Here is a 26,618-nt window from a genome sequence, read left to right as displayed (position 1 = left end):
CCTTCGATTCGTTGCTGGATTAAGGAAGCAGGGTGCAAAGCCAAGTTCCCCGCACTGCCTTCCGGCAGGCGGGGAACCCGGTTTTGCGGCGATGGTTAGGACTTGACCTTGATCGAGTCGATGGCCTTGGCGGCCTTGGCTGCGAGGTCGGAGGACAGCGGAGCGGACTTGGCCGAGTCCGCGGCGGCCTTCTGGCCCTCAGCGGAAACTACGTAGTGCTCGAAAGCCTTGACCAGGTCAACGGTCTCCTGCTTGTCGTACGTGGTGCACAGGACGTGGAAGGACACCAGGACGATCGGGTAGGCGCCGGCGATGGTGGTCTTGCGGTCCAGCTTGATGGAGAGGTCGTTGGCGGCGCGGCCGTCAACGGGCTTGCCGGCGTCCACTGCCTTGGCGGCGGCATCGGCGGAGATCTTGGTGAAGGAATCGCCCACCTTGATCTGTGCAACGCCCAGCTTGCCGCTCACGGCGGAGTCGTCGGCGTAGGTCACGGCGCCGGGGGTGTCCGTCACGGTCTTGACCACGCCGGAGGTGCCCTTGGCGTTCTCGCCCTGGAGGCTGGCGGGCCAGACACCGGCGGCCTTGTCCGTCCAGACGTCGGAGGCTGCGGCGGACAGGTAGTCCGTGAAGTTCTGGGTGGTGCCGGAGTCGTCCGAGCGGTTCACCGGGGTGACCTTGAGGTCGGGCAGCGAGACGCCCGCGTTGAGGGCAGCGATCGCGGGGTCGTTCCACTTGGCGATCTGGCCGCGGAAGATCTTGGCGACGGTGGTGGCGTCCAGCTTCAGGTCGGTGACACCGGGAACGTTGAAGGCCACGGCGATCGGGGAGATGTAGACGGGGACGTTGATGGCGCCGTCGGGGCCGCACACGGACTTGGAGGAGGCGTATTCGTCATCCTTCAGGTAGGCATCCGAACCGGCGAACTGGGCCGAGCCGTCGAGGATTGCCTTGCGGCCGGCACCGGAACCGTCCGGGGAGTACTGCACGCTCGCGCCGGAGTTGGCGGAGGCGAAGTTCGTCTTCCATGCGTCCATGGCCGCACCCTGCGCAGAGGAACCGATGCCGGTCAGCGTGCCGGTGACCTTGGTGCCGGACGAAGCCTGGTTGCCTGCAGGCGCGGTGCCCGTGGCGTTGTCTGAACCGCAGGCGGACAGCGCGAGTGCGCCCGCAGCGATAACAGCGATAGCCGCGTGGCGGCCGAAGCGAAGTGCCTTCACTAGATGTACCCCTTCCAGGGTTATTCAGGTGCGGGACAGGGACGGAGAACCCTGCTGCGCGATGCGTACGTTGTGTACCTTCAAGAAAGTTATGGGCCGCAGGTAACGGGATGGGCTGTCCAAAGTGAACGGATGATTAACGACGGCGGGATATTGGCTGACAAATGCCGGGTCACCATTGCGCAGATCACATCCGCAGCCGTAGTGGAGCCGTGCCCGGCAGTGGACGGGCACTGAATAGACTTGACCGCATGGCCATCCCAGCAGGACTCTCAGCAGGCCGGCGGTTCCTGCGCACCCGCATCCGGACCGGGCTGATCCGCAGCCGCAACTCCTTCGTCCCAGCCATCCAGATGACCATCTGCGCCGTCGGCGCCTACGCTTTCGCGGAGTACGTCCTGGGCCATTCCGGGCCCCTGTTCGCCGCCACGTCCTCGCTGATCGCGCTCGGGTTTTCCCGGGAGCCGCGGCTGCGCAGGGTGATGGAGGTGGGCCTGGGCTGCACCATCGGCATCGCCGTGGGCGACCTGCTCCTGCACTGGCTGGGCGGCGAAATCTGGGTGGCCGCCGTCGTGCTTCTCTTCTCCATCCTGCTGGCCCGGTTCCTGGACAGCGGAAACATCTTCACCACCCAGTTGGCACTCCAGTCGCTGCTGGTGGTGCTGCTGCCGGCACCGTCCGGGGGCCCGTTCACCCGGAGTATCGACGCCGTGGTGGGGGGCCTGTGCGCGCTGCTGGTAACCATCCTGGTGCCCAAGGACCCCCGCCGTGAGCCACGCCGCGACGTCCAGAAACTGCTGCATGAACTGGCCGAGGTCCTGCGTGAATGCGCAGGTGCGCTGGCGAACAGCGATTCCACGCAGGCGTGGCACGCGCTGATCCGCGGCAGGAACTGCCAGCCCCTGGTGGATGCCATGCGGCAGTCCCTTCGGGCGTCAGGGGAAGTGGCCACGCTGGCGCCGGCCTACCGGCGGCACCGCGACGAGCTGGAACGGCTGAAGCAGTCGCTGGACTTCATCGACCTGGCGCTGCGGAACAGCCGCGTCTTCGCGCGGCGGCTGACCAGCGCCATCAACCACACCGCCCTCTCGGACGAGGCAACAGACAGCATTGCCGGGGTGCTCCAGGAGACGGCTGCCGCCATTGATGAGCTCTCGCTGGGCCTGGCGGAAACGCACGACGGCGTCCGGCGCGCCCACCTGCGCACGGCCCGGCGCGACCTCAGTGAGATAGCGCTGCGGCTGCACCCGAAGCTGTTGGAGGTCCAGCGGCTGGAGGGCGAAACGGTGGTCATGCTGTTCCGCCCCCTCATGGTGGACCTGCTTGAAGCAACAGGCATGGACGCGGCCGAGGCACGGGACATCCTGCCCGCGCTGTAAGAACCGGCGGCTAAGCCTGGGCCCATGGCCGCAGGGTTCCCCGGCCGGGCTTGCGAGGTCCGGGAGCGCGTGGGGACGAAGGCCGCGTCGACGCTGATGTCAGTGGCCGCCGCTAGGGTTGAACCCATGGCAACAAAGACTTCCCGGGCATCAAAGGCGCCCGCCTATAAATGCGCCGAATGCGGCTGGACCACCGCCAAATGGGTGGGCCGCTGCGGCGAGTGCCAGGCGTGGGGCACCGTCGAGGAAACGGGCACCGCGGTGGCCCGGACCACGGCCGCCACAACGGTGCTGGAACCGGCGCGTCGTATCGCGGATGTTGACGCCACTACGGCGGCGTTCCTGCCCACCGGCGTGGACGAGCTGGACCGCGTCCTGGGCGGCGGGCTGGTTCCCGGCGCGGTGATCCTGCTGGCGGGTGAACCCGGCGTGGGCAAGTCGACGCTGCTCCTGGACGTGGCGGCCAAGTTCGCCCGGACAGCCCAGGACGTCCTCTACGTCACCGGGGAGGAGTCGGCAGCCCAGGTGAAGCTGCGCGCGGAGCGGATCGACGCCGTCGCGGAGTCCCTCTACTTGTCCGCGGAGACAGACTTGGGCCAGGCACTGGGCCAGGTGGAACAAATTGAACCGCGGCTGCTGATCGTGGACTCCGTGCAGACCCTCAGCAGTGCGGACGTTGATGGCAGTGCCGGCGGCGTTTCCCAGGTGCGCGAGGTGGCGGCATCGATCATTGCCGCGGCCAAGCGGCGGAACATGACCACTTTGCTGGTGGGGCATGTCACCAAAGACGGTTCGATCGCCGGGCCGCGGCTCCTGGAACACCTGGTGGATGTAGTGTGCCAGTTCGAGGGCGAGCGGCACTCCCGGCTGCGGATGCTGCGCGCCGTGAAGAACCGCTACGGACCCACCGATGACGTGGGCTGCTTCGACCTCAACGAAAACGGAATCGAGGGCCTCGCCGATCCCAGCGGGCTGTTCGTCAGCCGCACCAAGGACCCTGTTTCGGGCACTTGCATCACGGTCACCATGGAGGGGCGCCGTCCCCTGCTCGCCGAGGTTCAATCACTCCTGGCCGAAAGTCCCAACGCGCAGCCGCGCCGGGCCACCAGCGGCCTGGACAGTTCACGGGTGTCAATGCTGCTGGCGGTACTGCAGCAGCGAGCGGGAACCATGCTGCACAAGGACGATTCCTACGTCGCCACCGTTGGCGGCGTCAAGCTCAGCGAACCGGCCACGGACCTCGCCGTGGCCCTCGCAGTAGCATCGGCGAAGGCCCGCAAACCGCTGCCCATCCGGCTGATTGCTTTTGGCGAGGTGGGGCTGGCCGGCGAAGTCCGTCCGGTACCGGGGATCAACCAGCGCATCCAGGAGGCCCACCGGTTGGGATTCACGCACGCTGTGGTCCCCGCCAGCCACACGGGGCCCGGTCCCGTGCCCGCCGGTTTCTCAGTGCGGGAAGTGGAACACCTGACGGAGGCGCTGAGCCTTTTGATCGGGTGACCGCATGCCAATAAACCCGCCGCCCACCGTGAGAACCTGCATTCACCCGGGTACTGTGGCTGCAGGACCTTCTTGCAAACGGAGGCATGACATTTCTGTGCTGGGGGCAGCGTGGTAATCCGGGAACCGCAGGGCACCACCGATGTGCCCGGCCTGGCGCGCATTGCGCTGCCCGAACCAGTGGTGTCGGACCGGCTTGACGGGCTCTTCGGTGGGCTGAGCGCCCGGCAACGGGTGATGGCCAGCCAACTGCCCGTCAGCCTGACCGTGGCACTGGTGGTGGTGGCGGCCGCCGTGTTCAGCCCGTGGACCCTCACGGACAGCAGGTTCCTGAACGCTTTGCTGTTCCACCTGGCGATCGCCGCAGCGTGCGTCGCCGTCCCGTGGGGACGGCTCCCGTCCGGAGCATTCGCCGCCATCCCGCTTCTTGACTGCCTCGCCATCGGCTTTACCCGCGAGGCCGGCGGGCCGCCGTTCAGTGTCCTGAGCCTGATGCTGGTATTCCCCGTCATTTGGCTCTCGGCCCAGGTCCGGCCGTACATGCCCGCCCTCGCCATTGGCGGGACCGTCCTCAGCACCGTGGTCCCGGCAGCAGCACTGGGGTCGCCGCCTGTGGCCGGCTCGATGATCCGTGTCCTCATCCTGCCCCTGGTCATGTCCGTTATGGCCGTAACCGCGCACGTGGTGGCCACCACCATCCGCCGGCACCGGACCAAGCTGATGGACAGCGAGTATCACCTTGGCCGGACGCTGGACGAAAGCGTCCGGCGCCAGAACCTGCTTGATGCAGTGCTCGGCGCCGTGGGCGTAGGCGTGTGGGTGGTGGACCGCAACGGCAACACGGTGCTGACGAACAAGACCCTGCAGTCCGATCCCGCGCTGGCCGGCCTTGTTGCAGTGGGCGGCGGACATACCCAGTTGCTGGCGGCAGACCGCACCACCCCTGTTCCGGCCGGTTCACGTCCTGCTGAGCGCGCCGCCGTCGGGGAAGTGTTCATGGACGAGCTCTACTGGGCCGGACCGGCGGACGGCCAGCGCGCCTATTCAGTGAGCTCACATGGCTTTCCTGCTGCCGGCGGCCAGGAAGCCGGTGGGGTCATCACCTTCGCGGACGTGACCGAGCTGATCAGCGCCCTGGCTGCCAAGGACGACTTCGTGGCCACCGTTTCGCACGAGCTGCGGACTCCCCTGACCTCAATCCTCGGCTACCTCGAACTGGTCCTCGACGAGCCTGGCCACGACGACATCCGGGCAGAACTGCTGGTGGTCCGGCGCAACGCTGACCACCTGATGGGCCTGGTCAACGACCTCATTGCCGTGGCCTCCGAACGCGTGGAGCTGTCCCTGGAGGAGACGGACCTTGCCCAGCTGGTGAGCCGCGCGGTTGACGCCGCACTGCCCCGCGCGGCCGGGAACGGCCTGCAGGTGAAGCTCGAGGTGGAACAGCCGCTCCCCGTGCGCGCAGACCCGGCCAGGATCAGCCAGGTCCTGCACAACCTGCTGTCCAACGCCGTCAAATACTCCCCGGACGGTGGGCTCATCACCGCCACCGCTGCCAGGACCGAGGCCGGGCTGGTTTGTTCCATCACGGACACCGGCGTGGGCATGAGCGAAGAAGAGCAGGAGCAGGCATTTACCAAGTTCTTCCGCTCCGCGCGCTCGCGGTCCACCGCCATACCGGGGGCAGGGTTGGGATTGCCGGTCAGCAAGACCATCGTGGAAGGCCACGGCGGATCGATCAGCCTGGCCAGCGAACCCGGTGCGGGCACCAGCGCCACTTTCATCCTGCCGGAATCATGAGCCGCCCGGGGCGGCGATCAGGAACCGGAGCCGGTCAACCAGTTCGAGACGTCACTGCGCAGCACCAAAAGGGGCCCGCCGGTTGAGCTGACGTTGCCGTTTGCCACGTAGTAGCCGCGGCCGGATCCCGTTCCCCCGGCGGCACGGTCCAGCGCTTCCACCAGGTGCCGCGGCAGGTGGCCCTGCGGACCCAGGCTGCGGAGTTCAGCAACTTCCTCCGGCGTGAGCCGTCCCAAAACCTCAGCAATATTGGCCATGACCGGGTCCCTTCGAGCAGAGTGCCTGAAGGAATAACCTAAAGCAGGGCCGTGAATACCACGTTAACGGCGGACGGCGATTGAGCGTCGTCAACAACAGCCGGGAAGGAACCCAAATGCCGGTTCGAAGTGCAGGCATCCTGCTGTACCAGCGGCCTCAGGGCCACGCGGTCGGCCCCGGCGATGGGCTGCAGGTGTGGATCGCCCACATGGGCGGCCCGTTCTGGAGCAGTAAGGACGCCCATGCCTGGTCCATCCCCAAAGGGGAGTACTCCGACGGCGAGGATGCACTGGCCGCGGCGCAGCGCGAATTCGCCGAGGAAATGGGCGTCCCCGCCCCTGACGCCGAATACCGCCTGTTGGGTGAATTCCGGCAGTCGTCGGGAAAAATCATTACCGTCTTCGCAGCCGAGGCCGGGTTTTCACCGGAAGCCATCCGCAGCAACACCTTCCCCCTTGAATGGCCCAAGGGATCGGGAAAGATCCAGCACTACCCCGAGATCGACGACGCCCGGTGGTTCCCGGAGCAAGAGGCCCGGCTCAAACTCGTGAAGGGCCAGCTGCCCGCCCTGGACGCGCTGCTCCAGGACCTTTCACCGGCTTAGGCAGGAGCTTGCAGCTGTTCCTTGGCCCGGCCCTGACGGCGGCCACTGACATTACGATGCCCGGCTAAGCTAAGTCGTTACCTTTTGATACCCGGAGGGCATCATGTTCACGTTCGACCAACTGGCCGGCTTCATCGCCGTAGCGGAGGAGCTGCACTTCGGCAGGGCTGCCGAGCGGCTGAACATGACGCAGCCTCCCCTGAGCCGGCAGATCCAAAAGCTGGAGAAGATCGTCGGGGCCGAGCTGCTGGAGCGGGACAACCGCAAGGTGGAGCTCACCTCCGCCGGCCGGACGTTCCTGGACGAGGCCCGACGGCTCATGGCGCTGGCCGAACGCGCACCTGCAACGGCCCGCCGGATCGCGTCCGGACGCTCGGGCGTGCTGCGGATCGGTTTCACGGCAGCCAGCGGCTTCAGCATTCTTGGCCCCGTGCTGGACGAGCTGTCACGCATCATCCCCGACGTCGATATCGAGCTGCAGGAACTGGTCACCGGCGAGCAACTTGCGGGGCTGCTGACCGGCGAACTGGACCTGGGCCTCGCCCGCCCACCCTTCGACCGTGCCACCTTTGACTCGCGCCTGCTTTACCGGGAATCCATGGTGCTTGCCGTACCGGAAGGTCACCGGCTCGCACTCCTGGACCGGCCGGTCACCGCGGACGACCTCAACGACGAGCCACTGATCATGTACTCCCCCACCCAGGCCCGATATTTCTACGACCTTGTCGTCCGCATGTTCCCCGTCCGGCACGCCAACGTGGTGCATACGGTCAGCCAGATCCTCACCATGGTTTCGCTGGTGGCCGCAAAGCGGGGTCTGGCCTTCGTTCCCCACTCGGCCACCACGCTGGGCATAGTCGGCGTCGGCTTCCTGCCACTGGCGGGCGGGAGCCGCGAGCCAGTGGAACTGCACGCCCTGTGGAACCGGCGGATCACCAACCCCGCGCTCTCCCGCCTGCTCCGGGACCTGGAATTCGCCACGGAATAACTGCGCTTCCCGGGTCCGGCACAAGGCACGCGGATTCATTCATCTATGCCTCAAAGGTATCAAAGCATCCAAAAAAGCACTTGGACAGGCATCAATGACGGTCCCTAGGCTGGAGAAAACCACCCAGACCCGCCGCCCGCGGCAACACACCGGAGGACCCCATGGCAAGGTACACACCCCAGGAACTGGCGGACACCCTCAAGGAAGGACTGCTGTCCTTTCCCGTCACCTCGTTCGATGCAAACTTGGCGTTCGACGAGGAGAACTACCGCAAGCACCTGGCGTGGCAGGCAAGCTTCCCGGTAGCCGGCCTGTTCGCTGCGGGCGGCACCGGCGAAGGCTTCTCCCTCACCCCGGCCGAATCGGAACGTGTGGTGCGCACCGCCGTCGACGAAGTGGGAGCCCGGGTCCCCGTGCTGGCATCGGCCGGCGGGTCCACCGCCCAAGCCATCGAAAACGCCAAGGCGGCAGAAGCCGCCGGCGCAGAAGGCATCCTGCTGCTGCCGCCCTACCTGACCGAAGCAGACCAGGAAGGGCTGGCCGGGCACGTCAGTGCCGTCTGCCGCGCAACCTCGCTCGGCGTCATCATCTACAACCGCGCCAACGCCATCTACAAGGACACCACCGTGGCGACCCTGGCCGAACGGCACCAGAACCTGATCGGGTTCAAGGATGGCGTCGGAGACCTGGAACATGACGCCCGCGTCTACGCCAAGCTCGGTGACCGGCTCTTCTACCTGGGCGGCCTGCCCACCGCGGAAACGTTCGCCCTGCCCCTGCTGCAGCTGGGGATGAGCACCTACTCGAGCGCCATGTACAACTTCGTCCCGCAGTTCGCGCTGGATTTCTACCAGGACGTCCGCAACAACGACCGCGCCGCCGTCAACAAGAAGCTCAACGAGTTCGTGGTCCCCTACCTGGACATCCGCGACCGTGTGAAAGGCTACTCGGTGTCCATCGTGAAGGGCGGCCTGGACGCCATCGGCCGGTCGGCAGGGCCGGTGCGCACGCCGCTGCAGAACCTGGCTCCGCAGGACCTCGCGGACCTCAAAGCCCTGATCGCCACCGTTTCCTGAGAGACAAACAGCACCACTCCCACCACAGGAGGAACCCATGAACCTCACCGGACATTCACTCATCGCCGGCCGGACGGTTGCCGGCGACGGCAAGACCACCAACGGCTTCAATCCGGCCACCAATAAGGCCCTGGAACCGGCCTATTCCCTGCTCACCGCGGAACAGGTCAAGGCCGCAACGGCCGCAGCCGCCGAAGCGTTCCCGTCCTTTCGCGCCCTGGACCCGGAAACCCACGCCGCGTTCCTGGAAGCCATCGCGGACAACATCGACGCCATCGGGGATGAACTCATCACCCGCGCCGGGCAGGAAACCGGCCTGCCCGCAGCCCGGCTCACCGGTGAGCGGGCCCGCACCACCGGCCAGCTGCGCCTGTTCGCCGGCGTGGTCCGCCAAGGCGACTTCCGCGGCGTCCGGATCGACCCCGCCCTCCCCGACCGCACACCGCTCCCCCGCGCAGACATCCGCCAGCGCCAGATACCGCTCGGCCCGGTGGCCGTGTTCGGCGCCAGCAACTTCCCGCTCGCCTTCTCGACGGCGGGCGGAGACACTGCCTCGGCCCTCGCCGCAGGCTGCCCGGTCGTCTTCAAGGCCCACAACGCCCACCCCGGCACCAGCGAACTCGTGGGCCAGGCCGTCAGCAAAGCCGTCAAGGAAGCAGGACTGCATCCCGGCGTCTTCTCCCTGATCTACGGTCCCGGCTCCAGCATCGGCCAGGCACTGGTCGCCGACCCCGCCATCAAGGCTGTCGGCTTCACCGGGTCCCAGACCGCCGGCCTCGCCCTGATGCGCACCGCCGCCGCGCGCCCGGAACCCATCCCGGTCTACGCGGAAATGTCCTCCCTGAACCCGGTGTTCGTTTTCGAGGGCGCCCTCGCCGGCAGCCCCGAAAGCATCGACGCCCTGGCCCGGCAATACGTCGCCTCCGTCACGGGCAGCTCAGGCCAGCTTTGCACCTCCCCCGGCCTGCTGTTCGCCCCCGCAGGAGAGCCGGGAGACAAACTCGCCGCCGCCGTCGGACGCGCCATCGCCGCCAGCACCGGCCAGACCATGCTCACCGAAGGCATCGCCGCGTCCTGGAACACCGGAACCGAAGCGCTCAGCTCGGCCGCCGGCGTCGAACTGATTGGCCAGGGCTCTCCCGGCACCACCGACAACGCCCCGGCACCGGCCATCTACGGCACCGGCGTGGACCAGTTCACCGGCAACCCCATCCTGCACCAGGAAATCTTCGGTGCGGCGTCCCTGGTGATCCGCTACAAGAGCATCGAAGACCTGCTGCAGGCTGCCTCCCGGATAGAGGGCCAGCTCACCGCATCCCTGCAGCTCACCGAACCGGACTACCCGACGGCGGCACGGCTGATCCCCGTCCTCGAACAAAAAGTGGGACGCATCATCGTCAACGGCTGGCCCACCGGGGTGGAAGTTGGCCACGCCATGGTCCACGGCGGCCCCTTCCCGGCCACGTCGGACACCCGCACCACGTCGGTGGGAACGCTGGCCATCAACCGCTTCCTGCGCCCGGTGGCCTACCAGGACCTGCCCCAGGAACTGCTCCCCGAGGCGTTGCAGGACGCCAACCCCTGGCACCTGAACCGGCGGATCGACGGCGAGGTCGCCCCCGCCGAAGCGGAAGCCGCGCTGGGCGCGTAACTTACGCGCCCGTTATCACCAAGGCCACGCTGTGGCCGCCAAAACCGAAGGCATTCACCAGCCCTGCCGGGGCAAATCCCGGCGGAAGGCGGTGGGTGCCTTCGGTGATGACGTTGAGGTCCACGTCGGGGTCCTGTTCCTCCACGTTAAGCGTTCCCGGCACCTGGCCGGTCCGCAGGGCTTCGAGGACCACGACGGCGGCCAGGGACCCGGCACCGCCCAGCAGGTGGCCGGTGTGCCCCTTGGTGGAGGTGACCGGCACGTCGGCGCCGAAGACGGCGTTGATGGCCTGGCCTTCCAGCCGGTCACCAACGGGAGTGGAGGTGGCATGCGCATGGATGAACCCGATGTCCGCCGGCTGCATCCCGGCCGAGTCAAGCGCCTTCTGCATGACCCGGCGCTGCATGGCGGGGTCCGCGGCCACGATGTCGTTGGCGTCGGAGGTCACGGCCCCGCCGGCCACGGCACCCAGCACGGCGGCACCGCGCGCACGTGCGTGTGCCTCACTTTCCAGCACCACCACTGCGGCGCCTTCTGCAAGCACAAAACCGTCCCTGCCGCCGTCGAACGGGCGGGAGGCGCGCTGCGGATCGCCGGTGCGCGTGGACAGGGCACGGATCTGCGAAAAGCCGCTGATCACCAGATCGTTCACCGAGGCGTCCACCCCGCCGGCAATCACGACGTCGGCGGCACCCGAGCGGATCATTTCGGCAGCCTGCACAATCGCCTCAGCCCCTGACGCGCAGGCGCTCACGGGCGTCCGGGCGCCGCCACGGGCACCAAGGTCGATGGACACCCACGCGGCGGGGCCGTTGACCATGAGGCGGGTGAGGGTGTGCGGGGACACCTTGCGCGGGCCGGAGCGTCCCAGCGCGCGGTCCTGCTCCAGGGTGGAGCCAAGGCCGCCGTAGGCGGAGCCGATCACCACGGCGAACCGCTCCGGGTCCACGTCCGGGGTGCCCGCTTGGGTCCAGGCTTCCCGCGCCGCGACCAGGGCCAGCTGGCCGCAGCGGTCCATCCGTTTCATTTCACGGGTGCCCAGGTGCTCCGAAAGGTCCGCCGTGACCTGCCCGGCGATCTTGACCGGCAACTGCTCCGCCCAGTCCTGGGTCAGCTCCGCAATCCCTGAGCGCCCGTCCAGCAGCGCCTCCCAGGTTTCCTTCACGGTGGAACCGAGCGGGTTGATGGTTCCGGCGCCGGTGACCAGGACGCGTGGTTGGACAGGCATGTCAGGCATCGGAGCCGCCCTACTTCGCCGGGTTGTGCGTGCCGATGGGCAGCAGCGTCAGGTCCGGATGGTTCTTCTCGATCCGCCGCAGCGCCCAAACGTCATTGAACAATGCGAGGTATTCGCCGTCGGACCGCAGGAGCACCTCCGCGCCCGGAACGTTGGCCAGGGCAGGCATGGCGTCCGCCGTCGAAATCCGGGCCAGGGAGTACGGCAGGCGCTCCAGGCGCATGGGAGCGCTGAAGTCGTGCGCCATGCGGTCCTCCACCACCTCGAACTGCATGGGTCCGACGGCGGCGAGCACCGGTGCCTGGTCGCCGCGGAGGTCGGAGCGGAGGAGCTGGATGACGCCCTCATGCTCGAGCTGTTCGATGCCGCGGCGGAACTGCTTGAACTTGCTGGGGTCCTTGGACCGTGCCACCTGGAAGTGTTCCGGGGCGAACAGCGGGATGGCCGGGTATTCCACTGCTTCGTCAAGGAACAGGCTGTCTCCCACCCGCAGCGAGGAAGCGTTGACCAAGCCAACCACATCGCCGGGGTAGGCCTCGTCGATGACCTCGCGTTCGCGGCCGAAAACCTGCTGTGCGTACTTGGTGGCGAATGATTTTCCGGTGCGGGTCTGGGTGACCACCATCCCGCGCTCAAAGACGCCGGAGCAGACGCGGATAAAGGCCACGTGGTCCCGGTGCGCCTTGTTCATGCCGGCCTGGACCTTGAACACGAAGCCGGAGAACGGCGCTTCCACCGCTCGGGGGTTGCCGTCGATGTCCGGCCGGGGAGCTGCGGGCGGAGCGAAATCCACCAGGGCGTCCAGCAGTTCCTTGACACCGAAGTTGAGTGCGGCCGAACTGAACAGGATGGGGGTGGCCTTGCCGGCGTGGAAGGCATCGACGTCGAACTCAAGGTTGGACTCGATGACCAGTCCGGCCTCATCCACGGCGTCGGACCAGTTGCTGCCCTGGTTTTCGGCGGCTTCCTCCGGGGTGAAGTATTCCGTGATGGCGATCTGGGCGCCGGCATTGTTCCGCTGGAACCGGGCAAAGCGGTCGTTGCGGAGGTCCCAGACGCCGCGGAAATCGCCCGAGATGCCCACGGCCCAGGTCAGCGGCATGGGCTGCAGGCCGGTGCGTTCGGTGATTTCATCCATCAGGGCCAGGGCGTCCAGGCCCGGGCGGTCCCACTTGTTGATGACGGTGATGATGGGCAGGTTGCGCTGCTTGCAGACCTCGAAGAGCTTCATGGTCTGGGTTTCCAGGCCCTTGGCGGCGTCCACCAGCATCACTGCACAGTCGACGGCGGCGAGCACCCGGTAGGTGTCCTCGGAGAAGTCGGCGTGGCCGGGGGTGTCCAGCAGGTTGATGACGGTGTCCCGGTAGGAGAACTGCAGCGCCGCAGAGCTGATGGAGATACCGCGGTCCTTTTCCATCTGCATCCAGTCCGAGACCGTTTCCCGGCGGTTGGCCTTGCCGCTTGAGGCGCCGGCCGTGCCGATCACCTTTGCGTGCAGGGCCAGCGCTTCGGTGAGCGTGGACTTACCGGCGTCCGGGTGGGAAATGACGGCGAAGGTCCTGCGGCGGCCCGCTTCCTTGTGAATCTCGGAGATCCGGGCGGGGGTCAGGACATCTTGGGACACGGTGCTACTTTCGCTGCGGTTGTGGCTGCCCAGGGGCCTGTCGGGTAGTGCGCTGCGACTCAAGGGCGGGGAATGTCATTGGCAAGCGGCCAAAGTACAAGTTTATCGCAGGGCCGCAAACGGGAGCCGTTCCGCTTAACGAGTGCGAAACCGGACGTTCAAGGCCACGAAATGCGTACCGGCTAGCTTGGGCGGATGATGCACGGTCCCACCTTCTCCGGCAACCTTTTCTTCGATCCGCTGGCAACAAACCTCGGCAACAACCTCGTCGCAGGCCTGGCCACCGCCGGAAGTGCCGACCCGGCTCCCGCCAGGCACCCCGGGGCGGCGCGGAAGCGCGGTGTCCAGTCGGCCGCCGAACACAAGGCGCTCCGGGCAGCCTCCCTCTCCAAAGTCAGCCGCGACCTGGAGCGGATGCTCAGGGAACGTAAACGCTGACGTTCCCACCATCGTGCCGCGGGAACGGCATGATGTGTTCATGCGCAGCATCGAGCTGGTCTTCGATGACCCCACCGATTCCCTGGTCAGGGCCGACTGGGCACGGCTTGCGGCTGCCGGCCTCCCCAGCCTGGCGGCGCACACCTCCCCCAGCAACAGCCCGCACATCACGCTGGCTGCAGGCGCAGAGCTGGAGGCCGGTCCGGATGGACCCTGGGACCAGCTGCCCCTGGACGTGACGTTCTCCGGGGCAATCATTTTCCCTGCGGGTACGGGGAAGTACGTCCTGGCCCGCTCGGTCCTGCTGGATCCCGCCCTCTTGGACCTGCACCGCGCGCTGCACCGGGACGTGTCCGGGGCGCTTCCACTGACGCGTCCCGGAGCCTGGACGCCGCACGTCACCATTGCCCGGCGCATCGCCGGGCCCCAACTCGGAACAGCGATGGACCTGCTGGACCTGCGCATCGAGGGCCGGTGCACCGGCGCCAGGCTTTGGGACGGGAGCACCAGGACCGTGACGCCCCTGGCCAACGGGTCCTCCTGAACAGGGCCCGGAGCCCGGGCCAACGCAGGGCAAAGTGCCCTCCCGGGACCGGCCGCAGCGCCCACTTTCCCTCCTGTTCCAAGCACCCCCCAATGAGGCACTTTGGGGCTTGCCCGTGCGGAAGTGGCGTTTCTTACCCCTATCATTGAGCTTGCGGGAATCAGCGCACTTTTTGATCCTGCCGGCCAACTGCGGATGCCGGCATTCCCGCGGCCGGCGGTCCGCACCTTTGAAGGGAAACACCATGGCGCGGAGCCCCGAAGAATCGCTGCGGGCCACTCTGGGCAGGGTAGCCCCCGGAACGCCCCTCCGCGACGGCCTGGAACGCATCCTCCGCGGGCGTACCGGTGCGCTGATCGTCCTGGGCTCCGACCGGACCATCGACTCCATCTGCTCCGGCGGTTTCGATATCGGGATCGAGTTCTCGCCCACCCGGCTGCGGGAGCTGGCCAAGATGGACGGCGCCATCATCTGCGACAAGGACGCCGGCAACATCCTGCGGGCCGCCGTCCAGCTGGTCCCGGACTCAAGCATCGAGACACAGGAATCCGGAACCCGCCACCGCACGGCCGAGCGGGTGGCCAAACAGACCGGCGTCCCGGTAATCTCCGTGAGCCAGTCCATGCAGATCATCGCCCTCTACGTCAATGGCCTCCGGCACGTCCTGGAAGGCTCCGAAAACGTCCTGGCCCGCGCCAACCAGGCCCTTGCCACCCTTGAGCGCTACCGCGCCCGGCTGGACCAAGTCACCAGCTCCCTTTCGGCCCTGGAAATCGAGGCGATGGTGACGGTGCGGGACGTGGCCGTGACCTTGCAGCGGCAGGAAATGGTCCGCCGCATCTCCGAGGAAATCTCCCAGTATGTCCTGGAACTCGGCGAGGACGGCCGGCTTCTGTCCCTCCAGCTCGACGAACTCACGGTGGGCCGGGGCCCCGGCAGCGACGTGATCATCCGCGACTACGCCAGCCCCAACGCCTCCGCGGAGGACATCGAGAAGGCCGTCAGTGAACTGGTGAACCTGGGGCCAACGGAATTGATCGACCTGGGCAAGATTTCGGCGATCGTGGGATTCGCCGGCGGCGAGGCCAATCTCGATGCCGTCGTGCAGCCGCGCGGCTACCGGCTGCTGTCCGGCCTGAAGGCAGTTCCCAAGGCCGTGGCGGACCGCCTGGTGGACCATTTCGGTGGCCTGCAGTTCCTGATGGCCGCCACCATCGATGACCTGATGACCGTGGACGGCATCGGCGACCAGCGCGCCCGCACGGTCCGCGAAGGACTGAGCCGGATGGCCGAAGCAAGCCTCCTGGACCGCTTCCTCTAAACACGAATCGAGCTCCCGCGCACCGGGAAACCTCCCGGAGGTTTCCCGGTGGGCTCAGTTCAGCTGGAACACGGCCTTAGGGCTGGCCCGCGAGCCCAGTTTCGCGGTGAAGATGTAGTACGCCCCGCCACCGCCGGGTGCTGCCGAGACGGGCTTGCAGCCATCGGCGCTGCGGTTCCGGCCCCAAGGGAAGTTGGCGGTTTCGCTGGCGCCGGGGGCAATGACCTTCTCCAGGTCCTCGCTTGACGCCTGGCAGTCCTTGGAGGAGAAGATCCGGTCCGAGCCGCTGGTGACCAGGAACTCCATTTGCGAGGTTCCGATATTGACCTCGCAGGGCACGGTTCCGCCGTTGGTGACCTTCAGCGTGAGCATCGGGTTTTCGCCGGGACCATAGGCGGCCTTGTCCGTGGACGCCGTCACGGTCACCAGGTTCTGGTTGCACGTGGGTGTGGCTGCGGCAGTAGGCGACGGCGTTGCGGAGGGCGTCGCGGACGCCGTGGCGGACGGCGTCGGGGAAGCCGCCGGATCAGCGGTGGAAGGTTGGGTCGAGGAGGCCTGCTGCGAGCCGCCCTTGAAGGCCCCCGCCAGGGCGAGGCCGCCCAGCACCAGGGCAATCACCAGGAGCAGGGCACCGCCGGCTGCCAGCCGGCGGCGACGGTACACGGCCGGGCTCGGCTTCCGGACGCTGCTGGAACCGGATGCCGTGCCGCGTGCTGATGAATTGCCTTGCCTGCCCATCCTCCTAGGCTAGGGAACGCCTCTGGTTCTGCACCGCCACCACGCCGCCGGGCCGCCATCGCTCTGGTCACAACCGGTTTTCAGCGGGCCGGAAACGATCAACTACAGTGTTGGAATCGACACTCAAACCATCTCCACCACCCCGGCCGTGCCCGGCCCGGACCGCCTGCAGCGGCTCCATCACCGGATCAACGGCTGGTTCGCCGGCATCGCCCGCGACCTCCCCTGGCGGGAGCCTGACTGCTCCCCCTGGGGCGTACTGGTCAGCGAGATCATGCTGCAGCAGACCCCCGTGGTGCGGGTGCTTCCCGTCTGGCACGAATGGCTCAAGCGCTGGCCCACCCCGGCCGGCCTGGCCGGCGAACCCGCGGGCGAAGCCGTGCGGTCCTGGGGCCGGCTGGGCTACCCCAGGCGGGCACTCCGGCTGCACGCCGCGGCCACGGCCATTGTGCAGGACCATGGCGGCAAGGTCCCGGACACGTACGCGGCCCTGTTGGCACTTCCCGGGGTGGGCAGCTATACGGCTGCGGCGGTGGCCGCCTTCGCGTACGGCCGCCGGGAAACGGTGGTGGATACCAACATCCGCCGGGTGCACGCCCGGCTGATCTCCGGCGTCGCCCTTCCCGGCCCCGCGCTGACCGCGGCGGAGATGCGCCTGGCCGCGGCACTGCTGCCGGACGACGACGACACCTCCGTGCGCTGGAACGCTGCGGTCATGGAGCTGGGAGCGCTGGTGTGCACGGCCCGGGCACCCAAGTGTGCCGCGTGCCCGGTGAAGGACTCCTGTGCCTGGCTCGCGGCGGGCGAGCCGCCGCCGTCGTACGTGCCCAAAGGCCAGGCCTGGCACGGCACAGACCGGCAGGTCCGCGGCGCCGTCCTGGCCGTCCTGCGGCTGGCCGATGCGCCCGTGCCGCCGGAGATGTTCCAGCGCGAACCCGCCGACCTCGGCTTCGCCCCGGAAGGCGTCGGCGTGCCGCTGGCCGCCCTGCACCGGCTCAACTCCGCGCCCGAACAGCTGGAACGGGCGCTTGCCGGGCTGCTCGCGGACGGCCTGGCAGAAATGCACGACGGCGGCTACCGGCTCCCGGCCTGAGCCGCCCGGGGTGCGGGACGGGGATGGCATACTTCTTGGTGACCGGAACCGGGGGAAGCCATGAAGATCATTCTGTACATCGTGTGGGCACTGTTCGTTGCCGCCGCCATCGTCGCGCTGGTGCGTTCCGTGCGCAAAACCAGGCAGCAGGACCAACGGACGGCGGCCTGGCCCAAGACGCAGGCCACAGTAACCGGCAGCACCACCGGCTGGACCAGTGGCGTGGGCGGCTCCAACCGGAACCTCCGCCACTACCCCACCTACCAGTTCACGGATCCGCAGGGCACCCTCTTCATGGGCAAGTCCGAGGTCTCCCTTGCCGAGCAGCCCGTCCCGGGATCCCTCGTGGAGGTGGCGTACAACCCGGCGAATCCCAACGAGTCGTTCCAGGTTTCCTCATCGTCACGTGCCGCCCTCGGCTGCCTGATCCTGTTCTTCGCGGTCTTCGCCATCGCCCTGTTCTGGTTCATTGGAATCTTCCCGTTCGGGTGACCGCGGAGGCGGGTAACGATGTTGCCGCTAATGCGGGACGAACCGCCCTGTAGTCCCGCCCGGGACGTAGCCTGAAAGTATGGGCAGGCCCGGACTCCTGTTGGTTTTGATCACCGCCGCGGTGTCCCTGCCGGCGTGCGGATCCACCCCCAGCGCGTGCCCCGCCATCGCGCAGGCCACCGCCGTCTCCGTCACAGTCAGCGCCGACTACGCTCCGCGGGTCGGCAAGCTGCATCTTCGCGCCTGCCAGGACGGTTCGTGCAAGGAGGGGGACCTTGAACTGCGCCCCGGCAGCGCATCCGTTGACCAAGGCTGCGCTGGTGGGATCTGTTCCGCCACGGCCTCGCCCGACGGAACCGCGGTGGGGATGCTCATGCTGGAAACCCTGACCGAATCACCCATGGCCATCACGGCCTCCGGCGCCGCCACAGACGGCTCCGCCCTGCCCGTGCGGACCCTGGAATTCCACCCGCAGGCGGCGTATCCCTTCGGTAAGGAATGCGGCAAGGTCGTGTCAGCATCCGTCACGCTGGACAGCTCGGGGCTGCACCCGCGGACCTGAGCCGGGGCTAGAAGAGCGCCGGCTGGCTGAAAGGTTCGCCTCCCGACGTTCCGGGCACCACACCGCCGTCCACCGGCTCAGCGGTCCATTCGAACCCGAGTTCCGCGAGCAGCTCCTCCACGGATATCTGGCCGTCCAGCACTTCAATATCCGGTGGGTTCTCTGCAGGCGGCCGTTCCATGGCATCGAGCTTATTCCCAGGAAAGCGCGCAGGCCTCCGGAACACACCGCGAAGCCACGGATTGGAACGTCACGGTTCACCGAAGCCGGACTGCACCAAGGCGCCCACGTAGCTCACGGCCCGTTCGGCATCCGCGCCCCAGGCCTCCACGTGCAGGACCGAACCCTTGCCTGCGCCCAGGGTCATCAGGCCCGTCATGGAGGCGCCGTCCACCCCGTTGATGGTCACTTCCGCATCGAGGGAGGACAGGCCGCCGGCCATTTTCGCCGCCGGCCGGGCGTGCATGCCGGCCTGGTTTACCAGCTCGAAGTCACCGGTGCAGTCCGGTGGTGCGCCGGCGCCCGGGCCCTCATCGGCAGCCTGGCCGGAATCCGGCGCCGGCTGGCGGGCCGGGCCCAACGCCGCCTCCGCAGCACGCTTGACTGCCTGCGCGTCAGCCCCGCCCTGCGCGGCCACCGCCGCGGCCACCAGGCCCTCCACCAGGGGCGCATCTGCGAGCAGGACGCCTTCGGGATCTCCCAGGAACTCGAGTGCCGATTCGGCGGTCATCACGGCCGACCCCAGGTCCGTGAGGACCACGGTCCCGTCCCCGCCGGCCTGCTCCAGGGCGGCGAGGACCTTTTCCAGGCTGGTGCCGATCCTGCCGTCGTCGGTGCCTCCGGCGGCCAGGAGCACCACACCAGGTGCCATCTGGGCGGCAAGTTCCGTGGCGCCGTCGGCAATCTTTGCGCTGTGGGACACCACCACGATGCTCACGGTCACGCGGCAGCCCCGACTGCCGCACGCAGGATCAAGGCGCTGGAAACAGCGCCGGGATCCCGGTGCCCGGCACTGCGTTCGCCGAGGTAGCTGGCTCGGCCCTTGCGGGCAATGAGCGGATCCGTGGCAACGGCACCGGCATCGGCAGCTTCCGCTGCCGCCACGAGGACGCCAAGGAGGCCTGCGCTGCCGCCGTCCGCAGCCGCCCGCGCAGCGTCAACCGCGGGTGTCCACGCGTCCACCATCGTCTTGTCCCCGGGCTCCGCCTTCCCGCGCGCCACGATCCCGTCCCGGGCGGCTGCCAGTGCATCGGCCCAGGCGGAGGGATCGATCTCGGCAGCATCGCCCACCGCCGTGGCCGCGCGCAGGAAAGCGGTACCGTAGAGCGGGCCGGCAGCACCGCCAACCTTGGACATCAGGGTCATTGCCGTCATCTTCAAGGCCGCGCCGGGTGTCTCCGGCGTGGATTCGCCGAGCTTGGCCAGGACCGCCTGGAAGCCGCGGTCCATGTTCTCGCCGTGGTCCGAGTCCCCGATGGCCCGGTCCAGTTCGATCAGTTCCACCCGGTGCTCGGCCATGGCCTGCGCGCAGAGGGTCAGCCATTTCACGGCCCAGTTCGCGTCCAGCCCCATGGTTACACGCCCCAGCGCAGGGCAGCGGTGTGGACGGGGGCGTCCCACAGTTCCGTAAGCTCGTCATCGAGCCGGAGCACCGAGATGGAGCAGCCCTGCATCTCCAGGGCGGTGATGTAGTTGCCCACCAGCGAGCGCTCCACCGTGGCCCCGGCGTCGGCAAGCACCTGCACGGCCCGCCGGTAAACGATGTAGAGCTCGCTCAGCGGGGTGCCGCCCATGCCGTTGACGAACAGCAGCACCTTGTCCCCTGCGCCGACGTGCAGGTCGGCAAGGACGGGTTCCAGCAGGCGGTTGGTGATGCTGTCTGCGTTTTCCATCGGGATTTTGTGCCTGCCTGGCTCGCCGTGGATACCGATGCCGATTTCGATCTCGTCGTCGGCAAGGTCGAAGCTCGGGGTGCCGGCGTGCGGAACGGTGCAGGCGGACAGCGCAACGCCCATGGTCCTGACGTTGGCATTGACCCTCTCGCCAATGGCGGCCACGGCGTCGAGGTCGTCGCCGCGTTCCGCCGCGGCCCCGGCGATCTTTTCCACCAGGACGGTGCCTCCCACTCCGCGTCGGCCGGCCGTGTAAAGCGAGTCCTCCACGGCGACGTCGTCGTTGACCAGGACGGTGCGGACGGTGACGCCTTCGGCCTCGGCGAGCTCGGCGGCGGTTTCGAAGTTCAGGACGTCACCGGTGTAGTTCTTGACGATATGCACCACCCCGGCGCCGGAATTGACGGCCAGAGTGGCCGGAAGGATCTGGTCAGGCGTCGGTGAGGTGAACACCGCCCCCGGCACGGCGGCGTCGAGCATTCCTTTGCCCACATAGCCGGCGTGCAGCGGCTCGTGGCCGCTGCCTCCGCCGGAAACCAGCCCCACCTTGCCGGCCACGGGCGCATCCTTGCGCGTGATGTAGATGGGGTCGTTGTTGACCGTGACAAGGTCGGCGTAAGCCAGGCCAAACCCCTGGACGGCTTCCTCGACGACGGATTTGGGATCGTTGATGAGTTTCTTCATGGCGGTGCTCCTGGCTGCGCTCCTGGAGGATGTGTTTTTTGACCCTACTACCGGGGTGGCCGGTGGCGGTAGGTTCGTTCGATCCGGTTTTCCCCGCACCCCTGCCCCGGACGCAGCAAAGGGACAGCCCCCAATGACTGTCCCTTTCCTGAGGCCCCCCATATCCCGGCCACAGATAGTTTATCCATCAATTCGAATAATGCAAGGACGGGTCATTGATTCCTTGCCGGGACGGCGTTCAGAGGATGCGGATCATCCGGGTGTTGCCCAGGGTATTCGGCTTGACGCGGGCCAGGTCCAGGAATTCCGCCACGCCTTCGTCATGGGAGCGCAGGAGCTCCGAGTACACCTCGGGGTCCACGGCGGACTGGTCGGCCATCACTTCGAATCCGTGGCGCTTGAAGAAGTCCACCTCGAACGTCAGGCAGAAAACCCGGGCCACACCAAGGGCCCGGGCTTCCTCCAACAGCTTCTCCACCAGGACGTGCCCCACCCCCTTGCCCCGCCATTGCCCGGAGGCCGCGAGCGTGCGGATTTCGGCAAGGTCCTCCCACATGACGTGCAACGCCCCGCAGCCGATCACTTCGCCGTCACTGGACTCGGCGATCCTGAACTCCTGCAGGCTCTCGTAGTACGCCACAGTCTCCTTCGCCATCAGGATGCGTTCCTCAGCCAGGGGCGCCACGAGCTTCTTGATGGCCGGGACGTCGCTGGTGCGTGCAGGGCGGATATGGAAGGACTCAGTCACAAGGCCATCCTACGAGGTCGGGGTGGCCGGGAATTTAGAGGCCGAGTTCCGGCGGCAGCTCGGTCTCCTGGCCCAGGACGTTCCTGGCCAGGAACCACTCCACCACCTGGTACCAGACCTTGGCGTGCTGTGGCTTGAGGATCCAGTGGTTCTCGTCCGGGAAGTAGAGGAACCGGTGCGGCGTCTGCCCGTCGTCGTCCGCGGCCAGCCGGGACTTGGACAGCAGCTCATACCAGAGGCGCAGGCCCTCGCCGATGGGCACCCGGTAGTCCTTGTCGCCATGGATCACCAGCATGGGGGTGCTGATGTTTTCCGCGTGGAGATGCGGGGAGTTCTCCAGTGCCATCTCCTCGGTCATTTCCTTCAGCCAGTACTGCGAGGCATCCGTGGTGGGACCGAACTGGTCCAGGGCCCACAGGCTGGCGTGGGTCACCACGGCCTTGAACCGGTCCGTGTTGCCCGCAACCCAGTTGGCCATGTAGCCACCAAAAGAGCCTCCCATGGCGGCGGTCCGCGCCGGGTCAATATCCGGGCGCTCCACGGTGGCGTCCGTGACGGCCATGAGGTCGGTGAACGGCGCTTTCCCCCAGGAACCCCAGCCGCGCTGGATGTGCGATTGCCCATATCCGGTGGACAAGGCCGGATCGGGGAGCAGGACGGCGTAGCCCTTGGCCGCCAGGAGCCAGGGGTTCCAACGCCAGGTCCAGGCGTTCCAGGAGCCCAGCGGACCGCCGTGGATCCAGAGCAGCAGCGGCGCCGGGGACCCGGCAGAGGCACCCTCCGGCAGCGCAAGGTATGCGGGGACGCGGGAACCGTCGGCAGCGGAGGCCGCGATGCGCTCCAGCCGTCCGGGACTGGCCGGGCGTTCGGCCGGAGCGGGCAGGCGCGTGGTTTCGCCGGTGGCCAGGTCGATGCGCACGGCCTCGGGTGGGAACGCATAGGAACTCCGGAGGGCGTACGCGTGGCGCCCCTCCGGAGAGATGGCGACGTCGGTGTACGCCGCGGAGTCCTGCGTCACCCTTGTGACGCCCACCTCCGCGGCAGCGGACGGAACGCTGACCCGAAAAACCGGCGACGCGCCGTCGTCGTCCGCCGTGACGAGGATGGCGGAGCCGTCCGGAAGCCAGGCTGCGGGCTTGGCCCAGCGGTCCCAGTCATGGGCGAGGGGCTGCAGGCCGGAAGCGTCGTCGACGGCGGCGTCACCGGACACGTCGAGCAGGTGCAGCTTGATCTCCGGCGCCTTGTGCGGGGTGGAGTCGGACTCGCTGACCACCACGAGCGTCCTGCCGTCAGGGCTGACGGGCCCCGGAAAGTAGCTCATGCCTTCGTGGTCCAGCAGGATCTTGAGGCTGCCCGAGGCCACATCCACGGCCACGAGGATGGATCGACTGTCAGCCTTGGCGAGGGGCTTGGTGTAACTGCTGTAAATGGTCTTCCCGTCCGGGCTGACCACGGTTTCCGCCTCGCGCAGCCGGGGCCCGGCGTCGGGCGTGAGGTTGCGCAGGGCAAGGGGCGCGGTGGCGTCAACCGTGGCGGGCTTGCCAGGAGCCGCGTCCTCCCCCGGCTCGACGGCAAAGATGCGCGGCTGGGCCGGCCCCAGGTCCGCGTCCCAGTAGCGGACCGGGTATTCGCTGTGCAGGATGGCCGAGACCTTCTTGTCCTTCCGGGACTTGCGCCGCTCGGCGTCGTCTCCTTCGTCGGCGGATCCGGCCAGGACCTCTGCCGTCACAAAGGCTGCGTCGGCGTCCCTGGCCGTCATGATGCGGCTGATGCCGCCGGGCCGGCTGAGGACCACCCGGGCTTCGCCGCCGTCAGCGGGAAGCATCCAGAGCGCGTTGACCGGCTCCTCGTCCGGGCTGTCCGGGTCCGGCCGTGCGGACGTGAAGTACACGTCACCGTTGGCCGCGAAGGCGGCACCCGCTTCGCCCTTGGCGCTGCGGGTGATGCGGCGGGCGTGTTTTTGTCCTGCCGGGTCCAGCTCCCACAGCGCCGTGGCGAATTCAGTGCCCTTGCCGTTGAGGGTGCTGACGGTGGTGACCAGCCGCGAACCGTCGGGGCTCAAGGCAAGGCCGCTTACCCGTGGGATGGAGAGGTAGTGGTCGAGGTCGTGGAAGGGGGTCAGTGGTTGCTCATCCGGGATCACCGGTTCCAAGTTAGCCATGCCCCGATTCAACACGGTTTGTGCCGCTGATCACAATGCGAAAGCCCCGCCGCTCCGAGGGGAGCGGCGGGGCTTTGGCTGTGGAGGCTAGACGCTCGGGGCGATCTCCGGGATGCGCGGCTTGGCATTGCCCGCGAAGGTGAACTTCGCGTCGTCGCCTTCGCCCTCGACATCCACCACGACGATGTCGCCGGGGTGGATCTCGCCGAACAGGATCTTCTCGGAGAGCTGGTCCTCGATCTCGCGCTGGATGGTGCGGCGCAGCGGCCGGGCACCCATGGCGGGATCGTAGCCGCGGGTTGCCAGGAGCACCTTGGCGGCCTTGGTGAGCTCGATGCCCATGTCCTTGTCCTTGAGGCGCTTCTCCAGGCGGGTGACGAACAGGTCCACGATCTCGATGATCTCGTCCTGGGTCAGCTGCGGGAACACCACGACGTCGTCAACACGGTTCAGGAACTCGGGGCGGAAGTGCTGCTTGAGTTCCTCCGTGACCCGTGCACGCATGCGGTTGTAGCCGGTCTGCGTGTCGGTGCCGGACTGGAAGCCGGTGGCGACGCTCTTGGAGATGTCCCGGGTACCCAGGTTGGTGGTCATGATGATCACGGTGTTCTTGAAGTCCACCACGCGGCCCTGGGAGTCGGTCAGGCGGCCGTCTTCCAGGATCTGCAGCAGCGAGTTGAAGAGGTCCGCGTGGGCCTTTTCCACTTCGTCGAACAGCACCACGGAGAAGGGACGGCGGCGGACTTTCTCGGTCAGCTGGCCACCCTCTTCGTAGCCCACGTAGCCCGGAGGGGCACCGAAGAGCCGCGAGACGGTGTGCTTCTCGGAGTACTCGGACATGTCCAGGGTGATGAGGGCGTCCTCTTCACCGAACAGGAACTCGGCGAGTGCCTTGGCGAGCTCGGTCTTGCCGACGCCGGTGGGGCCGGCGAAGATGAACGAGCCGCCGGGGCGCTTGGGGTCCTTGAGCCCTGCACGGGTGCGGCGGATGGCCTGGGAGAGCGCCTTGATGGCCTCGTCCTGGCCGACGACGCGCTTGTGCAGTTCGTCTTCCATCTTGAGCAGGCGCGAGGACTCTTCCTCGGTCAGCTTGAAGACGGGAATGCCCGTGGAGTTGGCCAGCACCTCGGCGATGAGATCCTCATCCACCTCGGAGATGTCGTCCATGCCGCCGGACTTCCAGTGCCGTTCCTTCTCCGCGCGCTCGGAGATCATCTTCTGCTCCTTGTCACGGAGCGAAGCTGCACCTTCGAAGTCCTGGGCGTCGATGGCGGATTCCTTCTCCATCTTCAGCTTGGCGATGCGCTCGTCCATGGCTTTGAGCTCCGGCGGAGCGGTCATGCGGCGGATGCGCAACCGGGCGCCAGCCTCGTCGATCAGGTCGATCGCCTTGTCCGGCAGGAAGCGGTCCGAGATGTAGCGCTCGGCGAGGCTTGCGGCGGAGGCGAGGGCACCGTCGGTGATGGTGACGCGGTGGTGTGCCTCGTACCGGTCGCGCAGGCCCTTGAGGATCTCGATGGCGTGGGCCACGGAGGGTTCCTTGACCTGGATCGGCTGGAAGCGGCGCTCCAGCGCGGCATCCTTCTCAATGTGCTTGCGGTACTCGTCCAGCGTGGTGGCACCGATGGTCTGCAGCTCGCCGCGGGCCAGCATGGGCTTCAGGATCGAGGCCGCATCGATGGCGCCTTCGGCGGCACCGGCACCCACCAGGGTGTGGATCTCGTCGATGAACAGGATGATGTCGCCACGGGTGCGGATCTCCTTGAGGACCTTCTTGAGCCGCTCTTCGAAGTCGCCGCGGTAGCGGGAACCTGCCACCAGGGAGCCGAGGTCGAGTGTGTAAAGCTGCTTGTCGCGGATGGTCTCCGGGACATCGCCGCGCACGATCGCCTGGGCCAGGCCTTCGACGACGGCGGTCTTGCCGACGCCGGGCTCGCCAATGAGGACAGGGTTGTTCTTGGTGCGGCGGGAAAGGACCTGCATGACACGTTCCATTTCCTGCTCGCGGCCGATGACGGGGTCCAGCTTGTTCTCGCGCGCAGCCTGGGTCAGGTTGCGGCCGAACTGGTCCAGGACAACGGAACCGGCGGGTGCGCCTTCGGGCTGTCCGCCACCGACGCCTGCGCCGGTGGTTTCCTTGCCCTGGTAGCCGGAGAGGAGCTGGATGACCTGCTGGCGGACCCGGTTGAGGTCTGCGCCGAGCTTGACCAGCACCTGGGCGGCGACGCCCTCACCCTCGCGGATGAGGCCGAGCAGGATGTGCTCCGTGCCGATGTAGTTGTGGCCCAACTGGAGGGCTTCGCGCAGCGAGAGCTCCAGTACCTTCTTGGCACGGGGGGTGAAGGGGATGTGGCCGGAAGGAGCCTGCTGGCCCTGCCCGATGATCTCCTGCACCTGCTCGCGAACGCCGTCGAGCGAAATGCTCAAGGACTCAAGAGCTTTAGCGGCAACACCCTCACCCTCATGGATCAGACCCAAGAGGATGTGTTCGGTACCGATGTAATTGTGGTTCAGCATGCGTGCCTCTTCTTGGGCAAGCACAACTACGCGACGGGCACGGTCCGTAAATCGCTCAAACATTTCGCCACACTCCTAGCTACGACGTACTTTG

At 67.4% G+C, this 26,618-nt stretch carries 25 protein-coding genes; 13 read left to right on the top strand and 12 right to left on the bottom strand.

From position 1 onward, the window contains the following. Positions 1-95 precede the first annotated feature (95 nt). Positions 96-1,217 carry a phosphate ABC transporter substrate-binding protein PstS gene (gene pstS, locus AC4EEV_RS12775; RefSeq protein WP_018763199.1) on the bottom strand — a complete coding sequence of 374 codons (1,122 nt, stop codon included), beginning with the start codon at positions 1,215-1,217 and terminating at the stop codon, positions 96-98. 251 nt (positions 1,218-1,468) lie between these two features. Here pstS and AC4EEV_RS12770 point away from each other — a divergent pair, with 251 nt between their 5' ends. The 3 genes from AC4EEV_RS12770 (at position 1,469) to AC4EEV_RS12760 (ending at position 5,896) form a co-directional block, all read left to right on the top strand. Beyond that, the gene (locus AC4EEV_RS12770) at positions 1,469-2,596 is read left to right on the top strand and encodes an FUSC family protein (RefSeq protein ID WP_285318697.1); all 1,128 of its coding nucleotides are present in this window, start codon (positions 1,469-1,471) and stop codon (positions 2,594-2,596) included. A 126-nt stretch (positions 2,597-2,722) separates the two neighbouring features. Further along, positions 2,723-4,096, top strand: coding sequence for a DNA repair protein RadA (gene radA, locus AC4EEV_RS12765; protein ID WP_018763197.1), 1,374 nt, complete (start codon positions 2,723-2,725; stop codon positions 4,094-4,096). A gap of 111 nt (positions 4,097-4,207) precedes the next feature. Next, positions 4,208-5,896, top strand: coding sequence for a sensor histidine kinase (locus AC4EEV_RS12760; RefSeq protein WP_285318701.1), 1,689 nt, complete (start codon positions 4,208-4,210; stop codon positions 5,894-5,896). A gap of 17 nt (positions 5,897-5,913) precedes the next feature. Here AC4EEV_RS12760 and AC4EEV_RS12755 read toward each other — a convergent pair whose 3' ends face one another. After that, the gene (locus AC4EEV_RS12755; protein WP_285318703.1) at positions 5,914-6,153 is read right to left on the bottom strand and encodes a hypothetical protein; all 240 of its coding nucleotides are present in this window, start codon (positions 6,151-6,153) and stop codon (positions 5,914-5,916) included. 116 nt (positions 6,154-6,269) lie between these two features. Between AC4EEV_RS12755 and AC4EEV_RS12750 the strand changes: the two genes are divergently transcribed. From AC4EEV_RS12750 to AC4EEV_RS12735, 4 genes are all read left to right on the top strand, one after another. After that, on the top strand, positions 6,270-6,758 hold the full coding sequence (locus tag AC4EEV_RS12750; protein WP_285318705.1) for an NUDIX hydrolase: 489 nt from the start codon (positions 6,270-6,272) through the stop codon (positions 6,756-6,758). Positions 6,759-6,861: 103 nt separating this feature from the next. Beyond that, positions 6,862-7,746 carry a LysR family transcriptional regulator gene (locus AC4EEV_RS12745; protein ID WP_285318707.1) on the top strand — a complete coding sequence of 295 codons (885 nt, stop codon included), beginning with the start codon at positions 6,862-6,864 and terminating at the stop codon, positions 7,744-7,746. 161 nt (positions 7,747-7,907) lie between these two features. Then, entirely contained in the window at positions 7,908-8,822 is a 915-nt protein-coding gene (gene kdgD / locus AC4EEV_RS12740) for a 5-dehydro-4-deoxyglucarate dehydratase (RefSeq protein WP_491329116.1), read from the top strand. 37 nt (positions 8,823-8,859) lie between these two features. Next, positions 8,860-10,473: an aldehyde dehydrogenase (NADP(+)) gene (locus tag AC4EEV_RS12735; protein ID WP_018763191.1), complete on the top strand. Its 1,614-nt coding sequence runs from the start codon at positions 8,860-8,862 to the stop codon at positions 10,471-10,473. Between the two features lies 1 nt (position 10,474). On the opposite strand, the gene AC4EEV_RS12730 is transcribed toward AC4EEV_RS12735, so the two are convergent. Together AC4EEV_RS12730 and AC4EEV_RS12725 are read right to left on the bottom strand one after the other, a co-directional pair. Then, entirely contained in the window at positions 10,475-11,710 is a 1,236-nt protein-coding gene (locus AC4EEV_RS12730; RefSeq protein ID WP_018763190.1) for a beta-ketoacyl-[acyl-carrier-protein] synthase family protein, read from the bottom strand. Positions 11,711-11,720: 10 nt separating this feature from the next. Beyond that, positions 11,721-13,334 (bottom strand): peptide chain release factor 3, encoded by a 1,614-nt coding sequence (locus AC4EEV_RS12725; protein WP_018763189.1) that lies wholly within the window; start codon positions 13,332-13,334, stop codon positions 11,721-11,723. Between the two features lie 195 nt (positions 13,335-13,529). Between AC4EEV_RS12725 and AC4EEV_RS12720 the strand changes: the two genes are divergently transcribed. The 3 genes from AC4EEV_RS12720 (at position 13,530) to disA (ending at position 15,637) form a co-directional block, all read left to right on the top strand. Next, entirely contained in the window at positions 13,530-13,772 is a 243-nt protein-coding gene (locus tag AC4EEV_RS12720; RefSeq protein ID WP_491329115.1) for a hypothetical protein, read from the top strand. A 40-nt stretch (positions 13,773-13,812) separates the two neighbouring features. Continuing rightward, positions 13,813-14,316: a 2'-5' RNA ligase family protein gene (locus AC4EEV_RS12715; protein WP_018763187.1), complete on the top strand. Its 504-nt coding sequence runs from the start codon at positions 13,813-13,815 to the stop codon at positions 14,314-14,316. 244 nt (positions 14,317-14,560) lie between these two features. Beyond that, positions 14,561-15,637 (top strand): DNA integrity scanning diadenylate cyclase DisA, encoded by a 1,077-nt coding sequence (gene disA / locus AC4EEV_RS12710; protein WP_018763186.1) that lies wholly within the window; start codon positions 14,561-14,563, stop codon positions 15,635-15,637. Positions 15,638-15,691: 54 nt separating this feature from the next. On the opposite strand, the gene AC4EEV_RS12705 is transcribed toward disA, so the two are convergent. Beyond that, the gene (locus AC4EEV_RS12705; protein ID WP_491329114.1) at positions 15,692-16,375 is read right to left on the bottom strand and encodes a hypothetical protein; all 684 of its coding nucleotides are present in this window, start codon (positions 16,373-16,375) and stop codon (positions 15,692-15,694) included. 148 nt (positions 16,376-16,523) lie between these two features. Between AC4EEV_RS12705 and AC4EEV_RS12700 the strand changes: the two genes are divergently transcribed. The 3 genes from AC4EEV_RS12700 to AC4EEV_RS12690 all read left to right on the top strand — a co-directional run bounded on the left by AC4EEV_RS12700 (position 16,524) and on the right by AC4EEV_RS12690 (position 18,522). Beyond that, positions 16,524-17,468, top strand: coding sequence for an HhH-GPD family protein (locus AC4EEV_RS12700; protein ID WP_491329113.1), 945 nt, complete (start codon positions 16,524-16,526; stop codon positions 17,466-17,468). Between the two features lie 60 nt (positions 17,469-17,528). Beyond that, positions 17,529-17,960: a DUF3592 domain-containing protein gene (locus tag AC4EEV_RS12695; RefSeq protein ID WP_018763183.1), complete on the top strand. Its 432-nt coding sequence runs from the start codon at positions 17,529-17,531 to the stop codon at positions 17,958-17,960. 79 nt (positions 17,961-18,039) lie between these two features. After that, positions 18,040-18,522 carry a hypothetical protein gene (locus AC4EEV_RS12690; RefSeq protein ID WP_018763182.1) on the top strand — a complete coding sequence of 161 codons (483 nt, stop codon included), beginning with the start codon at positions 18,040-18,042 and terminating at the stop codon, positions 18,520-18,522. 7 nt (positions 18,523-18,529) lie between these two features. Here the strand turns inward: AC4EEV_RS12690 and AC4EEV_RS12685 are convergent, their stop codons facing one another. The 7 genes from AC4EEV_RS12685 to AC4EEV_RS12655 form a co-directional block, all read right to left on the bottom strand. Beyond that, entirely contained in the window at positions 18,530-18,703 is a 174-nt protein-coding gene (locus AC4EEV_RS12685) for a hypothetical protein (protein WP_018763181.1), read from the bottom strand. A gap of 69 nt (positions 18,704-18,772) precedes the next feature. Continuing rightward, the gene (dhaM, locus tag AC4EEV_RS12680) at positions 18,773-19,465 is read right to left on the bottom strand and encodes a dihydroxyacetone kinase phosphoryl donor subunit DhaM (protein WP_491329112.1); all 693 of its coding nucleotides are present in this window, start codon (positions 19,463-19,465) and stop codon (positions 18,773-18,775) included. Continuing rightward, positions 19,462-20,094 (bottom strand): dihydroxyacetone kinase subunit DhaL, encoded by a 633-nt coding sequence (gene dhaL / locus AC4EEV_RS12675; RefSeq protein ID WP_491329111.1) that lies wholly within the window; start codon positions 20,092-20,094, stop codon positions 19,462-19,464. The genes dhaM and dhaL overlap by 4 nt, the downstream gene beginning before the upstream one ends. Before the next feature lie 2 nt (positions 20,095-20,096). Continuing rightward, entirely contained in the window at positions 20,097-21,098 is a 1,002-nt protein-coding gene (gene dhaK / locus AC4EEV_RS12670) for a dihydroxyacetone kinase subunit DhaK (RefSeq protein WP_491329110.1), read from the bottom strand. A gap of 238 nt (positions 21,099-21,336) precedes the next feature. Continuing rightward, positions 21,337-21,846 (bottom strand): amino-acid N-acetyltransferase, encoded by a 510-nt coding sequence (locus AC4EEV_RS12665; protein ID WP_491329109.1) that lies wholly within the window; start codon positions 21,844-21,846, stop codon positions 21,337-21,339. 34 nt (positions 21,847-21,880) lie between these two features. Then, positions 21,881-24,007, bottom strand: coding sequence for a S9 family peptidase (locus AC4EEV_RS12660; RefSeq protein WP_491329108.1), 2,127 nt, complete (start codon positions 24,005-24,007; stop codon positions 21,881-21,883). 87 nt (positions 24,008-24,094) lie between these two features. Beyond that, complete coding sequence (locus AC4EEV_RS12655; RefSeq protein WP_026266017.1) at positions 24,095-26,587, bottom strand: ATP-dependent Clp protease ATP-binding subunit; 2,493 nt, start codon at positions 26,585-26,587, stop codon at positions 24,095-24,097. Between the last annotated feature and the right edge of the window lie 31 nt (positions 26,588-26,618).

This window comes from Pseudarthrobacter sp. MOO14, from assembly GCF_058267675.1.
This window is presented reverse-complemented; position numbering and strand designations above follow the sequence as displayed.

What these genes read in the sequence shown, in the direction of transcription:
- AC4EEV_RS12770 (WP_285318697.1), top strand. Translation starts at nt 1,469, where the DNA reads ATGGCCATCCCAGCAGGACTCTCAGCAGGCCGGCGGTTCCTGCGCACC.
- radA (WP_018763197.1), top strand. Translation starts at nt 2,723, where the DNA reads ATGGCAACAAAGACTTCCCGGGCATCAAAGGCGCCCGCCTATAAATGC.
- AC4EEV_RS12755 (WP_285318703.1), bottom strand. Translation starts at nt 6,153, where the DNA reads ATGGCCAATATTGCTGAGGTTTTGGGACGGCTCACGCCGGAGGAAGTT.
- AC4EEV_RS12750 (WP_285318705.1), top strand. Translation starts at nt 6,270, where the DNA reads ATGCCGGTTCGAAGTGCAGGCATCCTGCTGTACCAGCGGCCTCAGGGC.
- AC4EEV_RS12745 (WP_285318707.1), top strand. Translation starts at nt 6,862, where the DNA reads ATGTTCACGTTCGACCAACTGGCCGGCTTCATCGCCGTAGCGGAGGAG.
- kdgD (WP_491329116.1), top strand. Translation starts at nt 7,908, where the DNA reads ATGGCAAGGTACACACCCCAGGAACTGGCGGACACCCTCAAGGAAGGA.
- AC4EEV_RS12735 (WP_018763191.1), top strand. Translation starts at nt 8,860, where the DNA reads ATGAACCTCACCGGACATTCACTCATCGCCGGCCGGACGGTTGCCGGC.
- AC4EEV_RS12730 (WP_018763190.1), bottom strand. Translation starts at nt 11,710, where the DNA reads ATGCCTGACATGCCTGTCCAACCACGCGTCCTGGTCACCGGCGCCGGA.
- AC4EEV_RS12720 (WP_491329115.1), top strand. Translation starts at nt 13,530, where the DNA reads ATGATGCACGGTCCCACCTTCTCCGGCAACCTTTTCTTCGATCCGCTG.
- AC4EEV_RS12715 (WP_018763187.1), top strand. Translation starts at nt 13,813, where the DNA reads ATGCGCAGCATCGAGCTGGTCTTCGATGACCCCACCGATTCCCTGGTC.
- disA (WP_018763186.1), top strand. Translation starts at nt 14,561, where the DNA reads ATGGCGCGGAGCCCCGAAGAATCGCTGCGGGCCACTCTGGGCAGGGTA.
- AC4EEV_RS12705 (WP_491329114.1), bottom strand. Translation starts at nt 16,375, where the DNA reads ATGGGCAGGCAAGGCAATTCATCAGCACGCGGCACGGCATCCGGTTCC.
- AC4EEV_RS12695 (WP_018763183.1), top strand. Translation starts at nt 17,529, where the DNA reads ATGAAGATCATTCTGTACATCGTGTGGGCACTGTTCGTTGCCGCCGCC.
- AC4EEV_RS12690 (WP_018763182.1), top strand. Translation starts at nt 18,040, where the DNA reads ATGGGCAGGCCCGGACTCCTGTTGGTTTTGATCACCGCCGCGGTGTCC.
- AC4EEV_RS12685 (WP_018763181.1), bottom strand. Translation starts at nt 18,703, where the DNA reads ATGGAACGGCCGCCTGCAGAGAACCCACCGGATATTGAAGTGCTGGAC.
- dhaL (WP_491329111.1), bottom strand. Translation starts at nt 20,094, where the DNA reads ATGGGGCTGGACGCGAACTGGGCCGTGAAATGGCTGACCCTCTGCGCG.
- dhaK (WP_491329110.1), bottom strand. Translation starts at nt 21,098, where the DNA reads ATGAAGAAACTCATCAACGATCCCAAATCCGTCGTCGAGGAAGCCGTC.
- AC4EEV_RS12660 (WP_491329108.1), bottom strand. Translation starts at nt 24,007, where the DNA reads ATGGCTAACTTGGAACCGGTGATCCCGGATGAGCAACCACTGACCCCC.
- AC4EEV_RS12655 (WP_026266017.1), bottom strand. Translation starts at nt 26,587, where the DNA reads ATGTTTGAGCGATTTACGGACCGTGCCCGTCGCGTAGTTGTGCTTGCC.